Origin of the sequence: Bradyrhizobium sp. AZCC 2230 (genome assembly GCF_036924495.1) — a bacterium.
Lineage (GTDB): Bacteria > Pseudomonadota > Alphaproteobacteria > Rhizobiales > Xanthobacteraceae > Bradyrhizobium > Bradyrhizobium rifense.
On record NZ_JAZHRS010000001.1, the window covers coordinates 4,386,650 to 4,404,785 of the forward strand.

The 18,136-nt window shown below is 65.2% G+C and carries 13 protein-coding genes and 2 pseudogenes; 4 read left to right on the forward strand and 11 right to left on the reverse strand.

All coding sequences use genetic code 11. From position 1 onward, the window contains the following. The first annotated feature begins 13 nt into the window (after positions 1-13). The 4 genes and pseudogenes from fliI to V1280_RS21010 all read left to right on the forward strand — a co-directional run bounded on the left by fliI (position 14) and on the right by V1280_RS21010 (position 4,996). The gene (gene fliI / locus V1280_RS20995; RefSeq protein ID WP_334528220.1) at positions 14-1,339 is read left to right on the forward strand and encodes a flagellar protein export ATPase FliI; all 1,326 of its coding nucleotides are present in this window, start codon (positions 14-16) and stop codon (positions 1,337-1,339) included. Positions 1,340-2,195: 856 nt separating this feature from the next. Beyond that, positions 2,196-2,831, forward strand: coding sequence for a MarR family winged helix-turn-helix transcriptional regulator (locus V1280_RS21000; RefSeq protein ID WP_334528222.1), 636 nt, complete (start codon positions 2,196-2,198; stop codon positions 2,829-2,831). Positions 2,832-2,963: 132 nt separating this feature from the next. Next, positions 2,964-3,325: pseudogene (locus V1280_RS21005) on the forward strand (transposase); the annotation flags it as partial. A gap of 159 nt (positions 3,326-3,484) precedes the next feature. Then, a complete protein-coding gene (locus tag V1280_RS21010; RefSeq protein ID WP_334528225.1) occupies positions 3,485-4,996 on the forward strand; it encodes an ATP-binding protein in 1,512 nt (503 codons plus the stop codon). A 70-nt stretch (positions 4,997-5,066) separates the two neighbouring features. Here V1280_RS21010 and V1280_RS21015 read toward each other — a convergent pair whose 3' ends face one another. The 11 genes and pseudogenes from V1280_RS21015 to V1280_RS21065 all read right to left on the reverse strand — a co-directional run bounded on the left by V1280_RS21015 (position 5,067) and on the right by V1280_RS21065 (position 17,999). Next, a complete protein-coding gene (locus tag V1280_RS21015) occupies positions 5,067-7,376 on the reverse strand; it encodes a TonB-dependent receptor (protein WP_334528228.1) in 2,310 nt (769 codons plus the stop codon). After that, a pseudogene (locus tag V1280_RS21020) lies at positions 7,357-8,428 on the reverse strand (HoxN/HupN/NixA family nickel/cobalt transporter). The gene V1280_RS21015 and the pseudogene V1280_RS21020 overlap by 20 nt, the downstream one beginning before the upstream one ends. A 104-nt stretch (positions 8,429-8,532) precedes the next feature. Beyond that, entirely contained in the window at positions 8,533-9,273 is a 741-nt protein-coding gene (locus tag V1280_RS21025; protein ID WP_334528231.1) for an ABC transporter ATP-binding protein, read from the reverse strand. Beyond that, positions 9,270-10,118, reverse strand: coding sequence for an ABC transporter ATP-binding protein (locus V1280_RS21030; protein ID WP_334528233.1), 849 nt, complete (start codon positions 10,116-10,118; stop codon positions 9,270-9,272). Before V1280_RS21030 ends, V1280_RS21025 begins: the two co-directional genes overlap by 4 nt. After that, positions 10,118-11,941, reverse strand: a complete 1,824-nt coding sequence (locus tag V1280_RS21035; protein WP_334528236.1) for an ABC transporter permease — start codon at positions 11,939-11,941, stop codon at positions 10,118-10,120. Before V1280_RS21035 ends, V1280_RS21030 begins: the two co-directional genes overlap by 1 nt. A gap of 53 nt (positions 11,942-11,994) precedes the next feature. After that, on the reverse strand, positions 11,995-13,152 hold the full coding sequence (locus tag V1280_RS21040; protein ID WP_334528239.1) for an ABC transporter substrate-binding protein: 1,158 nt from the start codon (positions 13,150-13,152) through the stop codon (positions 11,995-11,997). Positions 13,153-13,214: 62 nt separating this feature from the next. Beyond that, on the reverse strand, positions 13,215-13,793 hold the full coding sequence (locus V1280_RS21045; RefSeq protein ID WP_334528242.1) for an alkylhydroperoxidase domain protein: 579 nt from the start codon (positions 13,791-13,793) through the stop codon (positions 13,215-13,217). A 14-nt stretch (positions 13,794-13,807) separates the two neighbouring features. After that, entirely contained in the window at positions 13,808-14,407 is a 600-nt protein-coding gene (locus tag V1280_RS21050; protein WP_334538371.1) for a CMD domain protein, read from the reverse strand. 30 nt (positions 14,408-14,437) lie between these two features. Then, positions 14,438-15,472 (reverse strand): putative FMN-dependent luciferase-like monooxygenase, encoded by a 1,035-nt coding sequence (locus V1280_RS21055; RefSeq protein WP_334528245.1) that lies wholly within the window; start codon positions 15,470-15,472, stop codon positions 14,438-14,440. Positions 15,473-15,603: 131 nt separating this feature from the next. Next, a complete protein-coding gene (locus V1280_RS21060; RefSeq protein ID WP_334528248.1) occupies positions 15,604-16,386 on the reverse strand; it encodes a MetQ/NlpA family ABC transporter substrate-binding protein in 783 nt (260 codons plus the stop codon). A gap of 176 nt (positions 16,387-16,562) precedes the next feature. Then, entirely contained in the window at positions 16,563-17,999 is a 1,437-nt protein-coding gene (locus V1280_RS21065; RefSeq protein WP_334528251.1) for an MATE family efflux transporter, read from the reverse strand. Positions 18,000-18,136 lie beyond the last annotated feature (137 nt).

Genomic DNA, 18,136 nt, shown 5'->3' on the forward strand with positions numbered 1-18,136 from the left:
GTGGACGGTTTCCTTGAACGCTCTTCGTCAACTTGAGTGGGCGCTGCTCGAGCTCCAGCAGAGTACGCCGCTGGCAAGCGTCGGCGGCGCGATCTCCGAGATCGCCCCGACGCATTTCCGCGTCTCCGGCCTGTCGCGCGCCGTCAAGCTCGGCGAGCTGATCGGTGTCAATTCCGGCGGTAAGCCCCAGATCGGCGAGGTGGTGCGGATCGACAGCGACGGCATCGTCGCAAAGCCGTTCGACCGGCAATTCGCCGGCGGACTCGGCTCGGTCGCCTACCGCATGCCGGCATTGTCGTTCGCGCCGGATCCGAGCTGGAAGGGCCGCGTCATCAATGCCCTCGGTGCGCCGCTGGACGGAATGGGCCCGCTCACCCCGGGATCGCGTGCGGTCTCGGCAGAGACGGACGCGCCGCCGGCGATGAAGCGGGCGCGCGTCCACAAGCCGCTGCGCACCGGCGTCCGCGTCATCGACCTGTTCGCGCCGATCTGCGCCGGCCAGCGCGTCGGCATCTTTGCCGGCTCCGGCGTCGGCAAATCGACGCTGCTCGCGATGCTCGCCCGCAGCCAGGGTTTTGACACCGTAGTGCTGGCGTTGGTCGGCGAGCGTGGCCGCGAGGTGCGCGAATTCATCGAGGACGTGCTCGGCAACGACCGCAACCGCTCCGTCACCATCGTATCGACCGGCGATGAAAGCCCCATGATGCGGCGGCTGGCGCCGAAGACGGCAATGGCCGTGGCGGAATATTTCCGCGACCGCGGCGAATCGGTGCTGCTCGTCGTCGATTCGATCACCCGATTCGCCCATGCTTCCCGCGAGGTCGCGCTTGCGGCCGGCGAGCCCGCAGTGGCCCGCGGCTATGCCCCGACGGTCTTCACCGACCTGCCGCGCCTGCTCGAGCGCGCTGGCCCCGGCGAGGAGGGCTCCGGAACCATCACTGGCATCTTCTCCGTGCTGGTCGACGGCGACGACCATAACGAGCCGATCGCAGACACCATCCGCAGCACATTAGACGGGCACATCGTGCTCTCCAGGCACATTGCCGACCAGGCGCGCTATCCCGCCGTCGACGTGCTGGCCTCGGTTTCCCGCCTCGCCCACAACGTCTGGGACCCCGAGGAGCGCGAATTGGTGAGCAAATTGCGCACCCTGATCGCCAAATACGAGGACACCCGCGACCTTCGCCTGATGGGCGGATACCAATCGGGACGTGATTCGGGGCTCGACCAGGCGGTCGACATGGTTCCGCGAATCTACAACGCCATGCGACAAGACGTCTCTGCTGCGCCGAGCGCCGATCCGTTCCGCGAGCTCAGGGACATGCTCAAGGGCGACTAGCGGCGCAGGCCGTTAGCCGGGTGCGCGACCCGCGCCCTCGCATCTTGCCCTCGATGCGCGCATGTCGTGGCACAAACTGCATAGGCGCTTGTTCGCCAGCAATGTTCGCCGCGCGAATCTCAACCATTTGGATGTGACGATCAGCATGGTCGTGGAAAACGACACGCGGATGATACTCAGGGTATAGCACCATAGCAACCGCCACGTGCAATCCCAACGAGTTCCCCTGATGCCGTCATGGCGATTCCGGAAGCAGATCGCGGAAGTTGTGGATGATTTTCGTGGCGCACAGTGCCTGTCATGCACAAGCATCGATCATCTTGCATCAACGACGGACAGCAATATCCGTGCAATCAAACGGGCGTAGAACTATGTGCATCTAGCCGGCTAGACTGCGCATGCGTTCACCATCATGTGTCCTGAAGAGCGAGATTGTCTTGAACGTTACATTCGTCTGCAACGACATCCGATCTCCACGAGTGTCTCTACTTGATTTTGTTGAGAAGCTCATTCATCGTTTCGGTCGAACATAAGAAACGTCTGCGTGTGACTTGAACTCAGGGGCTTCGGTTGTACAACTCCGATCCATCGTCCGGCAGTGACGGCAGCTCGGGCTTGCGTTCGACGAATCTGCGGTTGGCATGCCATCGGCAGCAGCGTTTCTCGCGCAGTATCCTGCGACGCTCATCAGTCCAAGTCATGTGCCGTGCAGTCCAGGGCTTCGCGCTGAAGCCCGGCACGACGCACGTATCGGACATTGGCGGGCATCAGGATTCCCGCGAGACATTCGTGCACCATGGTGGAAAGCGGCTTCGGGGCGCCGCACACGCGATTCCCGGGGCGAGGTAGGAATTTTATGCCGTTGGCACGCGAAGCAGTCGAGCTGCTGGTTCAGGCGGCCAGAGCCTGGTATTTCGAAGGCAATCAACACGGGTTACGCGATCGGGAATGGATGGCGCTGCGCTTTCTCGGCCGCGCCAATCGCTTCTCGCGCACACCATCCGCGCTCGCCGGCTTCATTGGCGCGACCAGAGCGACCGCATCGCAGATCGTGAAGACGCTGGAGAGCAAATCCTTCCTGGTGCGGAAACCGTCGCAGGAAGACAAGCGTTCCGTCGTGCTCCACGTCACCGCGCAGGGCGAGAAATGCCTGAGCCAGCACGATCCGATCAATCACGTCGTCAATGCCGTCAGGGCGCTCGAGACCGACGAGCGTCTCCGGCTGCGCGACTCGCTGCGCGAGGTTCTCAATCATCTCGATGCAGCCCATCAACGGCTCGATGCCAGCGTCTGCCGCGATTGCATGTTCCTGGCCGAGCGCAGCCCCGGCACGGGCAAGGGACGCGCCACCGCCGAGTTCATGTGCCGGCTGTATCGCGCGCCCGTCTCGCTCGAGGAGACGGAGCTGCTCTGCACCAGCTTCGAGCGCACCCGTGACCGCCCCAAGATCGAGGAGCATCTCGATCGCGCGCGCGTCGCAAGCCAGAGTTGAGGCAGCCGCGCGCGGCTTGAGCGGACGTATTGTTGGCTCCGTCATCCCAGCGCAACCGCGATCCGGTTGTCGCTGGAGGTGCGAGCGATGCGGCGCAGTGCCGTAGGGTGGGCAAAGCGCGCCGAGACCTGGCGCGAGGTGAAAGGCGTTGCAGGACGGACCGTCGCTCGGCTGCACGCCGAGTTGCCGGAGATCGGCATCCTGTCGAACAAGGCCATCGCCAAGCTTACCGGCCTCGCCCCGATCGCAAATGACAGCGGTAAGCGAAAGGGCAAACGCCCCACCCGCGGGGGCCGCGAGGGTGTCCGCTCCATCCTCTTCCTCGTCGCGGCCACCGCGCCCGCTACGACAAAAGCCTCGCCGACTTCCGCGACAGGCTGGTCGCCGCCGGAAAGGAAAAAATGGTCATTCGCATGGCGCTCGCCCGCAAGCTTCTCGTCCGTCTCAACGCCAAAGCTCGCGATGCGCGTACCGCTTACACCAATGCAACTTGACAGCAGAGATAGTCGCTCATCCCGGCCCGCACCTCTACGGCTTTCGAATCTCGACTGAAATCCACCGTGGGCAACGCGGCGTGATTTGCCGGGTTTCGCTCGACGCATCCCGATCCGATTGATAAGCCCCAGTCCGCGAATGGAAGGGCCTGAGTCGGGATGACGGTTGCGATCGAGATGGGGTTGACCACGGCGGGCGCCGCGGCGGCCATGGACCTCGAGGAACTCCTGGCGACCCGCCTCCTGGTGCAGGGCAATTCCGGCTCCGGCAAGTCGCATCTGTTGCGGCGCCTGCTCGAGCAGAGCGCGCCCTGGGTGCAACAGGCCATCATCGACCCAGAAGGCGATTTCGTCACGCTGGCCGAGCGCTTCGGCCATCTCGTGATCGAGGCCGAGGATCACACCGAGCGCGGCCTTCAGGTCGCGGGCGAGCGCGCACGGCTGCATCGGGTCTCCACGGTGCTCAATCTCGAAGGGCTGGATGCCGAGAACCAGATGCGGCGCGCGGCCGCCTTCCTCGGCGGTCTGTTCGACGTGGAGCGCGACCATTGGTACCCGATGCTGGTGGTGGTCGACGAGGCGCAGCTGTTTGCGCCGGCCGTCGCTGGCGAAGTCTCGGACGAAGCGCGAAAACTCTCGCTCGGCGCCATGACCAATCTGATGTGCCGCGGCCGCAAGCGCGGGCTCGCCGGCATCATCGCGACGCAACGTTTGGCAAAGCTCGCCAAGAACGTCGCGGCGGAAGCCTCGAACTTCCTGATGGGCCGCACCTTCCTCGACATCGACATGGCGCGCGCCGCCGATCTGCTCGGCATGGAGCGGCGGCAGGCGGAAGCCTTTCGCGATCTCGAACGCGGGCAATTCATGGCGCTCGGACCTGCGCTGTCGCGCCGTCCGCTGCGGCTGAACATCGGGCCGACCGCGACCTCCCCGCGCAATTCGACGCCGCGGCTGATGCCGATGCCGGAAGCGGCGCTGGAGGATGCCCGTGCCGTGATCCTGGCCGCGCCGCCGCCCGATGCCAGCCGTCCGCAGCGCCGGCCTGCACCGGACCTGCTCGAGCAGCTCCGCGCGGCGAAGGCGGCGGCGCCCGAGGTCGGCCCCGAAGTGGTCGAAGTGCCGGTCAGCGCCGAGGAGCTCGCAGAACGGCGCGCGCGCGTGGATCGGACGTTGCACGCCGTGATGGCCGCGCCCGATGCCGGCTTCCGCGCCATCGGCGTGCTCTATCAGGAGTTCGTGGTCCGCTGCCGCATCGAAGGCCTCGGCGCGGCCGTGCCTGACCTCGGCGAATTCCGCCGCATGCTGACGCATGCACGCGCCGGCCTCGGCACAGACATCGCCGAGGACGACGCCTGGCAGGAAGTGACGCTGCGCGCCTCGATCCTGCCCGACGACATGCAGGGCGTGTTCATGATGATCGCGCGCGCTGCCAAGGAAGGCTGGCCTTGCCCCGGCGATGCCGCGATCGCCCGCGCCTATGGCTCGCACTCGCTGCGCCGGGCGCAACGGCTGCTCGGCTATATGGAGGAGCAGGGCCTGATCGTCGTCCAGCTCGACGGCGGCGGACGCAGGTTCGTGACGCTGGTGGAATTGGCCTGGGCGACCGCCCCGGGCGATCCCAATGGAGACGACCAGCCGACCGAGCCGATGCCGAGCGCAGCGTCGGCCTGATTGCTGCCACGAAGATGGTGCGCGCCCTCTCCCGCTTTGCAAGCGGGAGAGGTAAGAGGAGCCCGCAGCGCTAGAACGCACCCGCCACGGTAACGCGAAACGTCAGCGGCTCGACCGGGTGCAGCACGTAGTCCATGACGCCGTTCTGGCAGACCGCGCTCGGCGCGACACCGCCGGTACAGAGATTATAGAGCGTGTCGGTCTTGAGCAGCGAACCATAGGCGTAGGTGATCTGGTTTGCCTGCGTGTTGAAGAGATTGAGCACGTCGAGCTGGATGCGCCAGCCGTTGTCGGCACGGTAGCCGAGACGACCGTTGAAGACGCTGGTCGCCGACGAGCGAAACGCATTGTCCTCCGTCAGCGGGCTCGCCGCCAGATAGCGCCAGCGCACACCACCGAACCACCCGGTCTTCTCGCCGAGGGTGATGCCGGCGGACGCCACCATCGGCGGCGCGTTCGGAATGTAATTGCCGGGCGCGTTGCCGATCTGCGCCTCCGGGTAGCCGGCCAGCGAGGCATAGACATCCGCCTGATCGAAATCATAGCCGCGGAAGCGCGCATGCGTCATGGCGAGATCGGCGTCGATGTCGATCCAGGATTTTGGGCGGTAATGGTTGGTCCACTCAAAGCCGTAGCGGCGGCTGGCTCGAGTGGCCTCGGTATCCCCGGCATCGCCGGAGAACAGGATTTCGGAATCCTGGTCAAGGATGAAGAGGCTGAATGAGGAATCGAGGCCGGGAATGATCCTGGTGCGGACGCCAACCTCAGCGCCGCGCGTGCGCACCAAAAGCGGCGATGGTGAGAGTCTTGTCGTAGGATCGTTCGGGTCTTCCGTCGTGGTCGCACCGCGGGCGTCGTTGGAATGCATGCCATAACCGGCGCCGAGGAAGAATTCGGTCTGGTTGAAGGGGCCCAGCACCATCCTGAATTTCGGGCTGCCGAGCGAGGCATCGACATGACCGGAATTGTTGGAATTGAACAGTGAGGTGACGTCAGCGTTGTAGTAATCGCCGCGCCAGCCGACCGTCGTCCGGAGCCAGTCGGTCCAGCGCACGGTGTTCTCGGCATAGATGCCGACGCTGCCCTCGCCGACCTTGTCGCTTCGGATGTTGGACAGGAAGCTGCGCTGGAACGTGTTGGAGAGCGCAAGATCGATCGAATCATAGCGCGATTGCAGGCCGAACGTTGTTTGCATCGGCAGCCCTACAAACGAACCGTTCAGCGTGCGCGAGATGTTGGCACCAGCCATCAGACGGTCGTCGTGCTGGTGAAACTGGTCGCCGAGCACCGGATCGTTCAGGAAGTAGGTGAAATTGTTGAACAGATCAAGCTGGCTCTTCACGACATAGGCGTTAGCCTTCCAGGAGCCGAGATCGTCGCTCTGCGCGACACGGCCCGACAACGCGAAGCGATTGGTGTTGCCCCCGTCGCTTGGATCTTCCGAGCCGAAGCGGTCGAGAAATCCACTCGTGATCGCGCGCTGCGGCACCTGGTCAGTGGAATTCCATTTGTTGGCGTAGGCCATGCCGGTGACGGAGACGCCGTCGGTCGCAGTGCCCTGGCTGTAGCGAACGAGGCCGTTGAGCTTCTTCACATCGTCTGGATTCACCCACGGGCCGTTATAGGTGCCGATCTCACCGGCCACGAGCAGTGAACCGTCGCCGACCTTGGCAGAGTCCATGCCGAGCAGGCGGCGATAGCCAAAACTGCCGACCGTCACCTGCGCGAGGCCCTTTTCGGTGCGGTCGATCAGGTCGATATGGATGCTGCCGACCGAGGCGAAATCGCCTTCATCGGCGAAATATGGCCCCTTGCGCACATCCATCGCGCTGATCGTCTCGGGGATCAGCCAGTTCAGGTCGGCATAGCCCTGGCCATGCGCATGAGTGCGCATGTTGACGGGGACGTCGTCGACGGTGATGGCGAGATCGGTGCCGTGATCGAGATTATAGCCGCGCAGAAAATACTGGTTGGCTTTGCCTTCGCCGGAATGCTGGGTGACGATCAGCCCCGGCGCGGCTTCGAGCGCCTCGCCCGGCCGCGTGAAGATGCGCGCGTTGAGCGCCTCGCCGGAGATTGTGAGCTCGCTCGCCATGCTCGGCGGCCCCTTGGCGCCGGAGGCAACGCTGGAGGAGCCGGCTGCTGGCGCCGGCGACGGCTGGGCAACGACGGGGCGCCTCGCCGCGACAGGTCTGACGGCGCGGCGCGGCTCGGACGGTTTCTTGTGATGCGGCGCCTCGCCGCCGCTGACCTCGACGGGCGGCAATTCGCGCGGGGCACTGCTGCTCTGCGCGAAGGCGTCATCCGCGACAAGGACGAAGGCTGGGAGCGCCGCGAGAACGACACAACGACGGCCGGACTCAGGCCGCCTCGGTCGCATCGGCCCTCCGAAGGACGTCCGCGCGCGGCGGGCCATCCGCGAACATGCGTCGGTAGAGCACGACTGAAACCAGCCAGGCGATCAAGAACAGCGCGATGACCGCGAAACCGACGTTCGCAAGCGACTCGTTGAGCGCGTCAACCAGCGCCCACACGCCGCCAGAAAGACCCAGCCGGTCGCTGACAAGGCCAAGCGCCTCGATGCCGCCGATGAACAACGCAACCGCGACTGACGCACCGGTGATGGTGAGGTTGTACCAGAGCTTTCGCATGGGATCGACGAAGGCCCAGCGATAGGCGCTCACCATCAGCGCCGAGTCCGCGGTATCGACCAGCGCCATGCCTGATGCGAACAGCGCGGGGAAGACCAGAATATCGGCGAGCGACGCGCCGCGCGCAGCCTCTGTGGCGGAGATGCTGAGCAGGCCGATCTCGGTCGCGGTGTCGAAGCCGAGACCGAACAAGAGGCCGAGCGGAAACATGTGCCAGGGCTTCGTCACCAGGCGGAACATCGGGCCGAGCAGGCGCGCGAGGAAGCCACGATGGGCCAGCAGCGCGTCGAGCCCGGCGGCGTCATGAACACCCTGCTCGCGCGCCGCGCGAAATGTCCGCCACAGGCCGGCGAAGATAACGAGGTTGATTGCCGCGATCGCCAGCAGGAACAACGCCGACACCGAGGTGCCGACCAGGCTGCCGATATCTTTCAGTAAACTGTCGCCGCCGAGGCTGACCACGCCGAGCGCGAGCAGCATAGTCGCAATCACGACCACGCTGGAATGTCCGAGCGCGAAATAGAGGCCGACGCTGCGCGGTGTATCGCCCGCCTGCATCAGCTTGCGCACGACGTTGTCGATGGCCGCGATGTGGTCGGCATCGACGGCGTGACGCAGGCCGAACACCCAGGCGAGCAGCACGGTCGCCATCACCGCGGGCCGGTCGCCAAACGCCGCAAAAGCCCAGACCCATGCGGCGACATTGGCGGCGACGAGCCCGCCGAAACAGCAGCACCATTCCGGGCTCGGCCGCCCGCAAAGACCTCGTCACAAAACTCATCACGCCGCGCGCCTCGTTGCGTCAACGGTATGATCTTTTCATAGAATGATCATACGGACCAGTGCAATCCCGCGCGACCGGGACGATTTTCGTGCATGCCCGCCTTACGCCGCCTCGGACCCGCCGAGATAGGCGTCGCGAACGCGGGGATCGTCTTTCAGCGTCCGCGCCGAGCCGGACAGCACGATCTTGCCGGTCTGGAGCACATAGGCCTCGTGCGCGATCTCGAGCGCGAGGCTGGCGTTCTGCTCGACCATGAAGACCGAGACGCCTTCCTGGTTGATGGTGCGGATCAGCTCCAGCACGCGATCGACATAGAGCGGAGACAGGCCCATGGTCGGCTCGTCCATCACGATGATCCTGGGACGGCTCATCAGTGCGCGCGCCATCGCGACCATCTGCTGCTCGCCGCCGGAGAGTGAGCCTGCCCGCTGCGACAGCCGCTGCCCGAGCTTCGGGAACAGCGTGAGCATCTTATCGAGATCCTGCGCCACGGCCTCGCGGTCGTTGCGCACGAAGGCGCCCATCAAAATGTTCTCGCGGACGCTCATCTCCGCGAACAGACGGCGCGCCTCCGGCACCGAGGCGATGCCGCGACGAACGATCTGCGGCGTGGTGAGCCCGATCAGCGAGGCGCCGTCAAACGTCACCTCGCCGGAGCGCGGCTTCACCAGGCCCAAAATGATCTTCATCGTCGTCGACTTGCCGCTGGCATTGCCGCCGAGCAGGCAGACGATGTGGCCGCGGCCGACAGTGATCGACAGGTCGAAATGCACCTGGGCCTGGCCGTAAAACGTGTTGACGTTCGTCAGCGCCAGCAACGGTTCGGGGGCGCCCGTGGTCATGCCGCGCTCTCCTGCTCCGCCGTCCCCGACAGGCCGTGACCGAGATAGGCCTCGATCACCTTGGGATCGTTGCGCACCTGTTCGCCCGGCCCTTCCGCGATCTTCTGGCCCTCGTCCATGACGATGACGCGGTCGGAGAGACGCATCACCATCTCCAGCTTGTGCTCGATCAGAAGGATGGTCAGCCCCTCCGCCTTCAGCTCGGCGACGAGGCCCTGCATCTCCGCGGTCTCGCTCGGATTCATGCCGGCCGTGGGCTCGTCGAGCAGCAAGAGACGCGGCTTCAGCGCCAGCGCGCGGCCGATCTCGACGCGGCGGCGATTGGCGTAAGAGAGACTGTAGGCGGGCTGGTCGATCCGCGGCACCAGCCGCTCGCCGAAGCGGGCGAGAATGGCCTTCACCTCTTCGCGCAGCCGTTCTTCCTCGGCCTTGACGCTGGAAGGGCGCAACAGCGCCAGCCCCAGTTCCAGCAGCGGGCCGATCACCGGCACCGCCGGCTTCACGGCGCGTAAGCGCGTATGGGCGCCGATCAGGACGTTGTCCATCACGCTGAGATTGCCGAACACGCGGCCCAGCTGGAACGTGCGCGCGATGCCTTGCGCTGCCAGTCGCTCCGGCGAGAGCCCGGTAATGTCCTGCCCCTCGAAACGAACCTCGCCAGCATCCGGCCGGTCGAGCCCGGTGACGAGATTGAACAGCGTGGTCTTGCCGGCGCCGTTCGGGCCGATGATGCTGACGAGCCCGCCCCTGGCGAGATCGAGATCAATGCCGTCGACGGCCGTCAGCCCGCCGAAGCGGCGGGTCAAGCCGCGCAGGGACAACAGCGGTGCATGCGCCTCCGCCATCAGATCGTCCCCAACAGGCCCTGCGGCCTGAACCGCACGAGCAGCAGCAGCACGATGCCGTAGATCAGGATGCGGTACTCCGCCGCGATCCGGAACACTTCCGGCAGACCGACCAGCGCCACCGCACCGACGATGGCACCGACGACATTGCCCAAGCCGCCGAGGATCACGACGGTCAGCGCCAGAATGGATTGCTGCGTGTTGAACGTTTCGTGGTTGATGTAGGAATAGAGATGCGCCGCGATGCCGCCGCTGACGCCGGCGGCGAACCCACCGAAGATGAAGGCGAGCGATTTATAGCGGTTCAGGCTGAGGCCATAGGCACGCGCCGCGATATCGTCGTCGCGGATGGCGCGAAAACTGCGGCCGAGATGCGATGAGAGCAGGCGCGCCTGGAGCAGCGCCAGCACGATCATCACGGCGAAGCTGAACCAGTACACCGATTTCGGATCGATCAGATCGTAGCCGAACAACGACAGCGGCGGGATGCCGGAGATGCCGATCGGGCCGCGCGTGACGCTTTCCCAGTTCAAAATCACCAGCGACACGATCTCGCCGATGGCGAGTGTCGCGATCGAGACGTAATGCCCGCGCAGCCGGAACGACGGCGAGATCAGGATCGTGCCGAGCGCAGCGCTCATCAGGCCGCCGGCGATGATGGCCAGACCGACGGGAACGGAGAGTGTCAGCGACAGCAGCGCCGACGTATAGGCGCCGATCGCGAGCAGCGCAGCGTGCCCCAGCGAGACCTGGCCGATCGTGCCGGCAATCAGCGTGAGGCTCAGCGCGAGCATGCCGAGCAGCCAGGCGTTGATCAGGGTCTGGAGCACGTAGAAGGACACCGGCAACAGCGGCAGGATCGCGAATACGGCGACCGCGACAGCCAAGGCCCAACGCGGAATGCGCACCGGCCGGCTCGGCGCGATGAACGTGCCAGTGAGTGGTTCGGGCGGCGCCTGCCGGGCGCTTGCGAACAAGCCGTTCGGCCGCAGCACCAGCACGACGACCAGCAGCAGGAAGGCGAACAGGTTACGGTAGCTGGTGCCGAACACGGCGACGCCGTAGCTCTCGACCAGTCCCAACAGCAGACTGCCGACTACAGCACCTGGCACATTACCGGCACCGCCGACGACTTCCGCGACGACGCCCTTGAGCGTCGCCTGCAGGCTCATCGCGGTGTCGATCTGGTTATAGTACATGCCGACCAGCAGGCCGGAGACGCCACCGAGCGCAGCCGCAATGCCGAACACCGCCTGATTGACGCGGTTGACATCGACGCCCATCTGCATCGCGGCGTCGCGGTCCTGCGAGGCCGCGCGCACCGCCCAGCCAAGCTTGCTGTAGCGCAGGAACACGAAGAGCAGCAGCGCGCTGGAGATGCCGACACCGGCGATGAGGAGATCAAGCGGCCCGATGGTGCCACCGCCGACCTGGAAGCGCACGTCCGGCAACTGGCTCGGCAGCGCGCGCGGATTCGGCGAGAAGGTCAGCATCACCAGCTGATCGAGCACGAAGCTGATGCCGATCGTCGCCAGCAGCGGCGCGATGCGCACCGAGTTCTGCAGCGGCCGCAGGCCGAACCGCTCGATGATCAGCCCGACCAGCGCCGCCACCACCGCGACCAAGATGATGGTGAGCGGCAGCGGCGTATGCAGCTGCACCACCGCGACCCAGCCGATATAGGCACCGACCAGATAGATCGACCCTTGCGCAAAATTGATCAGCCGGCTGACACCGAAGATCAGCGCGAGCCCGACTGCAACGAGGGCGTAGACATTGCCGACGATCAGCCCGTTGATGGTGTAGTCGAGCCAGGAAGACACGCGATGGTCCCAATCAGAGAAAAGCGGCCGAGGCTAGCGCCCCGGCCATCATGTCAGGTCGGCTTGCCGTCCCAAAGCGCGAACTGGCCCTTGCGCACGACGAGCTCGGCATTCATCGCACCCTTGACGCGGCGGCTGGCAACGTCGAACGTCGCGGTGCCGAAGATGACGCTAGGGACGTCCTTGACCTTGGTGAAGGCATCGCGAATGGCGCGGCGGTCGGTGCCGCCGATTTTCACCACGGCAGCCGCCATGTTCATGGCGTCATAGGCATAGGCGTTAAACGCGTCGGGCTCGAGCCCGTTGTACTTCTTCTTGAAGCCGGCGATGAATTTCTGCACCTCTGGCCGCGGGTCCTCCGGGAAGTATCGCGTGCCGACGTGGACGTCCTCGACGGCGTCGCCGCCGAGCTCGATGAATTTCGGCGAGTAGACCGAACTCGCGGCGCAGATCACCTGCTTCAGCCCGACCTGCCGCGCCTGGCGCGCGATCAGCGCACCGTCGGAATAGTAGGAGATCAGGACCAGCCCGTCCGGATTGGCGTCGCGCACGCGGACCAGCGTGGAGCGGAAGTCTCGCTCCTCGGCGATATAGCCTTCGGTGATGGCGATCTCCGCGCCATATTCCTTGGCGGCGTTGTTGAAATAGTCGCGGCTGGTGCGGCCCCAATCGGTGTTGAGGTGCAGCACCGCAAGCCTCTTCAGGCCAAGCTTCTTCACGGCATAGGCCGCCAGCAGCGGCTGCTCATCGGCCTGGCTCACCGAGGTGCTCCACATGAAGTCACCGCCCTTGGTGAAGTCAGGGTGCGAATTGGTGAAGCCGAACTGCACGAGGCCGCCGCGCTGATAGATCGGCGAGGCCGCCATCGAGGCGGGGCTGGAGAAATCGCCGAGCTCCAGGACAATCTTGGGGTCAGAGACGAACTTCTGCGCGATCGCGACCGATTGCCGCGGATCGCTCTGGCTATCCTCGAATTGATAGGCGAGCTTGCGGCCGTTGATGCCGCCGCCGGCCAGGATATCGTCGAGCGCGAGATCGAAGCCCTGCTTCCATTGCGTGCCATATTGCGCGTTCGGTCCCGTGAGGGGACCGCTGACGCCGAGCAGGATCGGCTCTGCGGTATCAGCGAACGCAGCACGCGAGAGCGCTGTTCCGGCGATTGCGGCGGCGAGCGAGCCCTTGACCAGGGTTCTACGATTGATGTTGCTCATGCACGGCTCCATCCAGTCAGGTGTTACAAACAAAGCAGCAATTCTTGTGCCGGTGAGATTGCCTATTTCGAGGGCTCGCCAAGCGACAGCATCAGCCGGTTCGCCCAGTTGAAGAACGAGGCGCCGTTGATGACATCGACGATCTCGGCATCGTCGAGGCCCGCGCTGCGCAGCTCCGCAATATTGTCGGGACCGAACGCGATCGGCGTCGATGCCAGCGCCACTGAGGCCTTGACCACGGCGTTCCAGCGCTCGCCGAGATCGGCGGTGACGCCTTCGTCGAGCAGCCTCTGCACGTCCTCACGGCGCTTGGAATAGGTGCTGGCGAAGCGCGCATGCACCGAGGCGCAATAGATGCAGCCGTTGTAGCGCGAGGTTGCCGCCGCTGCGAGCTCACGCTCAGCGCGCGGCAGACCGTCGGCAACGTTGTAGAAGATGTCCTTGTCGGTCTTGGTGCGGGCTTCCAGCACCTCGGGATCGCGCACCAGCAGCCGGAAATATTCCGACTTGGCGCGGGCGCGATCGACGAGGCCAGCGAAATGCCGCTCGGTGAGATCAGCCTCGGGCAACGGCTCGATCCAGGAGACCCAGCCAAGCTCATCCTGAGTGAAGACGACGGGCGGATTGACGGTGGCGCTCATGATGCAGCCTCCTCTTATGCGTTCGCCGCGGCGAGCGTACGCAAGCCGCTGACGACCCGCACCTGAAACGACAGGAACGCGACGAGTTGGGAGAAGGTGACGATGCCGGTGTTCGACCAGCCGGCGGCAAGCAACGCCTTCATGTCGGTGGACGCCGCATCGCGCGGCCGGAACACCAGGAGATGCGCATGCTCGAGCGCCGCAACGAGCCTGTTGCCGAGTGCCGGCTTGCTCGCTGCACTCACGCGATAGATCAAGCCGGCCGTGTTCTCGATCGACAGCGGGCCGGCCGGAAAGGAGCCATACGGACCCGACGTCTTGCCCCGCGCGATCTCGGCCTCGATCACCTCGACCAGACGCGCGCCATCCGCGCTCGCGGCAAGCTTCTCGCGGTAGAAGGTGGCAACGGGAGACTCGCCATGGAGCCCGGTCACGAAGGCCGCAACCGCGGCGCGTTCGAGCAGCGAGAAATCGCCGGCGTCAATCGGCTCGAACAGGCTGAGGTAGCTCTTCTGCGCATTGTCGCGCGCCTGCACGCGCTTCGCGCGGATGGCGTCCAGCTCCGATCCTGGCTTGATCCCGGCGAGCGTATCGATGATGTCAGGCGTACTCATCATAGGGCCTCTTGCAATCCATAAATCCGACTAGCCCGCAAGGGCCACTTCGGGTGCTGTCCTGGTCCAACCCAGTGCCGGTGCGACCTTCTCGGCCACCAGTTCGATCGAGCGCAGAACGTGGGGGTGCGGCGCATCGACCGAGTGAACCTGGAACACCAGATCGGTCACCCGCTCCAGCGTCGCATCCGTGCGCAGCGAGGCAATGACCTCGTCGGCGCCGCCGACATGGGTGTCGAACGCCGTGATCATCTCCTCCAGCGTCTCGCCCGGGGGAAGGTGGCCGCTCTTCATGAACTGCGGCAAAGCGCGCCGCAACCCAATATCTGCGAGCCGCAGCGCCTCGCGATGATCGTCAGCGACGAACACGCTGCGCGACGCCATGATCCGCGGCTCCGCGCCCGACGGCAGCGCTGCGAGATAGGCGTCGATGATCGGATTCTGGATCTCTGCGAGCGTGGCCTTCGGCGCGTCCTTGGCCCGCGGCTGGGTGCGCGAGAGCAGCAGGCCATCGCCAGCCTTACCGGCGCGCGCGCCGCCCGCCACCGAGAATGTCGCCTGCCAGATGCGCTTGTCCAATTGCGGCCGCTGCGGATAGAGCGTGTCGCCGCCATCGAGCTGCTTGCCGGTCAGCGCCTTGCGGACCACCTCGAGATTGCGCGCAAAGATCTCGTTGCGCTGGGTGCCGTCGAGGCCAAAGGCGGCAAACGCCGACGGGTTGCCACCGGTGCCGACGCCGAGCTCGAACCTGCCTTTGCAGAGGAGGTCGAGCACCGCGGCGTCCTCCGCCACCCGCACCGCACTCTCCAGCGGCAGGGTGACGATGCCGGTGCCGAGGCGAATGCGCGAGGTTTGGGCTGCGACATAGCCGAGGAAGGTGAAGGGTGACGGCAGCCCGCCCTCGCGCTCGTGAAAATGATGCTGCGCGATCCACGCGGAATCGAGACCGGCCTGCTCAGCCCGCACGATCTGCTCGGCGGCGAAGCGATACCGCTCCGCCGGCGGCGCCTCGTCGAGCAGCCGCGTGAAGAAGCCCAGGCGTTTCAGGTTTGCAAAGCGTTTCATACGACCCCTGTCGGGCGAGGATGGCCACGGCCCCGATGATGTCGGTTGCGGCGGCCCGAGACAAGCGGGCAATGCGCAAGGCTGCCCGCCGGGATAGGCCTCCGGCGCTGGGCCTTGGGCAGGCAGATTGCCTACCAGCTCGGCAGCACCGCGCCCTTGAACTTGGCGAGGATGAACTCCTTCACCTCGGGCGTGTGGTAGCTGTCGACCAGAATCTTGACCCAGGGCTTGTCCTTGTCGGCGCTGCGTACCGCGATCAGGTTGACATAGGGCCCCTTCGGGTCCTCGCGCAGGATCGGATCCTTGACGGGATCGAGGCCCGCCTGGGTTGCATAATTGGTGTTGATCGCGGCCGCGTCGACGTCGTCGAGCGCGCGCGGCGCCTGGGCCGCATCGACTTCGATAAACTTCAGCTTCTTGGGATTCTCGGTGACATCCAGCACGGTCGGCTTGAAGCCTGTACCGTCCTTCAGCTTGATCACGCCCTTGTCGCGCAGCAGCAGCAGCACGCGGCCGCCATTGGTCGGATCGTTGGGGATCGAGATCTTGCCGCCGTCGGGAATGTCGGCGAAAGCCTTGTGCTTCTTCGAATAGACGCCGATCGGGAAATTCACGGTGAGGCCAACCGGCTCGATCTTGTAGCCACGGTCGGCCTTCTGGTTGTCGAGATAAGGCTGGTTCTGGAACGAATTGGCCTGGATGTCGCCGGCATCGAGCGCCGCGTTCGGCACCACATAGTCGGAGAACTCGATGAGCTGGATGTCGAGCCCCTGCTTGGCGGCGACCGGCTTCACCGCCTCGAAGATCTGTGCATGCGGGCCCGGCGTCACGCCGATCTTGATGGTCTCACCGTTTGCTGCGGCCAACCATGCGGCGAGCACGGTTGCGAGAATCAGGGCGGGACGAAACGACATCTTGGGCCTCCATAACTCAGCGGCAATGATTGGAACCGTAATCGCTTCTCCCCAAGGCGAAATCAATGAAATGAAAATCCATATTGACCGCCCCCCGCGGTCAACGCTTCTCCGTTTGCCGCCAAATGGGAAACGAACGCAAATTGGGCAGATGCAGGCCGCGCGCAAGCCCTTCCCTACGCGCGCGGCTCGGCGCGCCAGGTCGACGGCGACAGCATGATCAGCACGCAGATCACGGCATAGGCGGCGAGCGACACCGTCACCATGACGGCGAGCCCGGTCATTCCCGCACCGAAATACGTAACCGCAATCCAGCCGCCACCGGCCGCGATCAGGATGCGCGCGACCGCGGACAGCAGAGGGCCCATTGCCCGGCCTGTGCCTTGCGCGGCGAACGACGTGACGAAGCCAAAACCCAGCGCGGCATAAGCTGGCGCCACGATGCGCAAATAAGTCATGCCTTCGCTCACCACCTCCGCGTCGTGGCTGAAGATGTGCAGCCAAGCCGTCGGAAAGATCGCGACCAGCAGGCCGATCGCGCCGGTCATGATCAGGCCGGCAGCGCCGCTGATCCAGCCGATCCTCTGCGCCCGCGCGGTCTGGCCTGCGCCCATGTTGACGCCGACCATGGTCAGCGTCGCCGTGCTGATGCCGAACAGCAGCGGGATCATGATGTAGTCGAGCCGCGAAGCGATGCCGTAGCCGGCCAGCGCCGAGGTGCCGAACAGGCCGACCGCTCCGGTGACGAGGATGACGGTGAGATTGGTCAGCACGGCGTTGAACGCGGTGGGGATGCCGACCTTCAGCATGTCGCCGAAAATCTTTGCGCGCAGCGGGACGATGTGCAGCCTCAGGCCGGATGCGCCCGAGGACATGTAGCGTAGCAGAAACAGCATGGCCGCGCCGTAATAGAGGCCGAAAGCAATGCCGGCGCCGCCGATGCCGAGGCTTGGCACGGGGCCGAAGCCGAAGATCAGCAGCGGCGAAACCGGGATCGTCACGATCGCGCCGATCAGCGTCACCAGCGCCGGCACCTTGACGTTGCCGGAGCCGCGCAACGCGGCCGCCTGGAGGTTGACGATCCAAACGGGAATCGCACCTGCAAACAGATAACTCGAATAGGTGATGGCCGCGTCGAGCGCGCCGTCGCGGCCGCCGAGGGCGCGGAACAACGCCGGGCCGCCGAAGTGCACCCCCAGCGTGAACAGCGCGCCCGCGATGATCGCAAGCACGATGGCGTGGAGCAGTGCCGCATCCGCATCGTCGCGACGGCCGGCGCCGACCGCACGCGCCACCGACGAGGCCACGCCGGAGCCGAACCCGCCGTTCGACATCATGGTCATCAGCATGAAGATCGGAAACACCAGCGCAGCACCGGCCAGCGCATCGGTACCGAGATAGCCGACATAATAGGCCTCCGCGATGTTGACCGCGGTCTGCGCCACCAGAACGGTCACGGTCGGCAGCGCGAGCTTGAGCAAGGTCGGCAGGATCGGTGCCGTCAGAAGCGCGGCGCGCCGCTGATCGGCGGGTGTCGGCACGGTGCGAGGCGCGCTGCGAGCCGGCGCCCCCATTGCTGACAAGGGCGGTGCGGCGACGTCCTCGACTGACATTCCTGAGGTCCTGTTGCTCTTCGGGCTGTCGCCGGTGCGTCAGCCATTGCATTACGCTCATAATGCTTTATTATGATCGTAATGCAATAGAAAATCGCTCACGATCCTGTGGCCAGCACTTCCAGGGGCGGACGACA

Bases quoted from the DNA above. Each gene is read 5' to 3' on its own strand.
- V1280_RS21000 (WP_334528222.1), top strand. From the start codon at position 2,196: ATGCCGTTGGCACGCGAAGCAGTCGAGCTGCTGGTTCAGGCGGCCAGA.
- V1280_RS21010 (WP_334528225.1), top strand. From the start codon at position 3,485: ATGACGGTTGCGATCGAGATGGGGTTGACCACGGCGGGCGCCGCGGCG.
- V1280_RS21015 (WP_334528228.1), bottom strand. From the start codon at position 7,376: ATGCGACCGAGGCGGCCTGAGTCCGGCCGTCGTTGTGTCGTTCTCGCG.
- V1280_RS21025 (WP_334528231.1), bottom strand. From the start codon at position 9,273: ATGACCACGGGCGCCCCCGAACCGTTGCTGGCGCTGACGAACGTCAAC.
- V1280_RS21030 (WP_334528233.1), bottom strand. From the start codon at position 10,118: ATGGCGGAGGCGCATGCACCGCTGTTGTCCCTGCGCGGCTTGACCCGC.
- V1280_RS21040 (WP_334528239.1), bottom strand. From the start codon at position 13,152: ATGAGCAACATCAATCGTAGAACCCTGGTCAAGGGCTCGCTCGCCGCC.
- V1280_RS21045 (WP_334528242.1), bottom strand. From the start codon at position 13,793: ATGAGCGCCACCGTCAATCCGCCCGTCGTCTTCACTCAGGATGAGCTT.
- V1280_RS21050 (WP_334538371.1), bottom strand. From the start codon at position 14,407: ATGAGTACGCCTGACATCATCGATACGCTCGCCGGGATCAAGCCAGGA.
- V1280_RS21055 (WP_334528245.1), bottom strand. From the start codon at position 15,472: ATGAAACGCTTTGCAAACCTGAAACGCCTGGGCTTCTTCACGCGGCTG.
- V1280_RS21060 (WP_334528248.1), bottom strand. From the start codon at position 16,386: ATGTCGTTTCGTCCCGCCCTGATTCTCGCAACCGTGCTCGCCGCATGG.
- V1280_RS21065 (WP_334528251.1), bottom strand. From the start codon at position 17,999: ATGTCAGTCGAGGACGTCGCCGCACCGCCCTTGTCAGCAATGGGGGCG.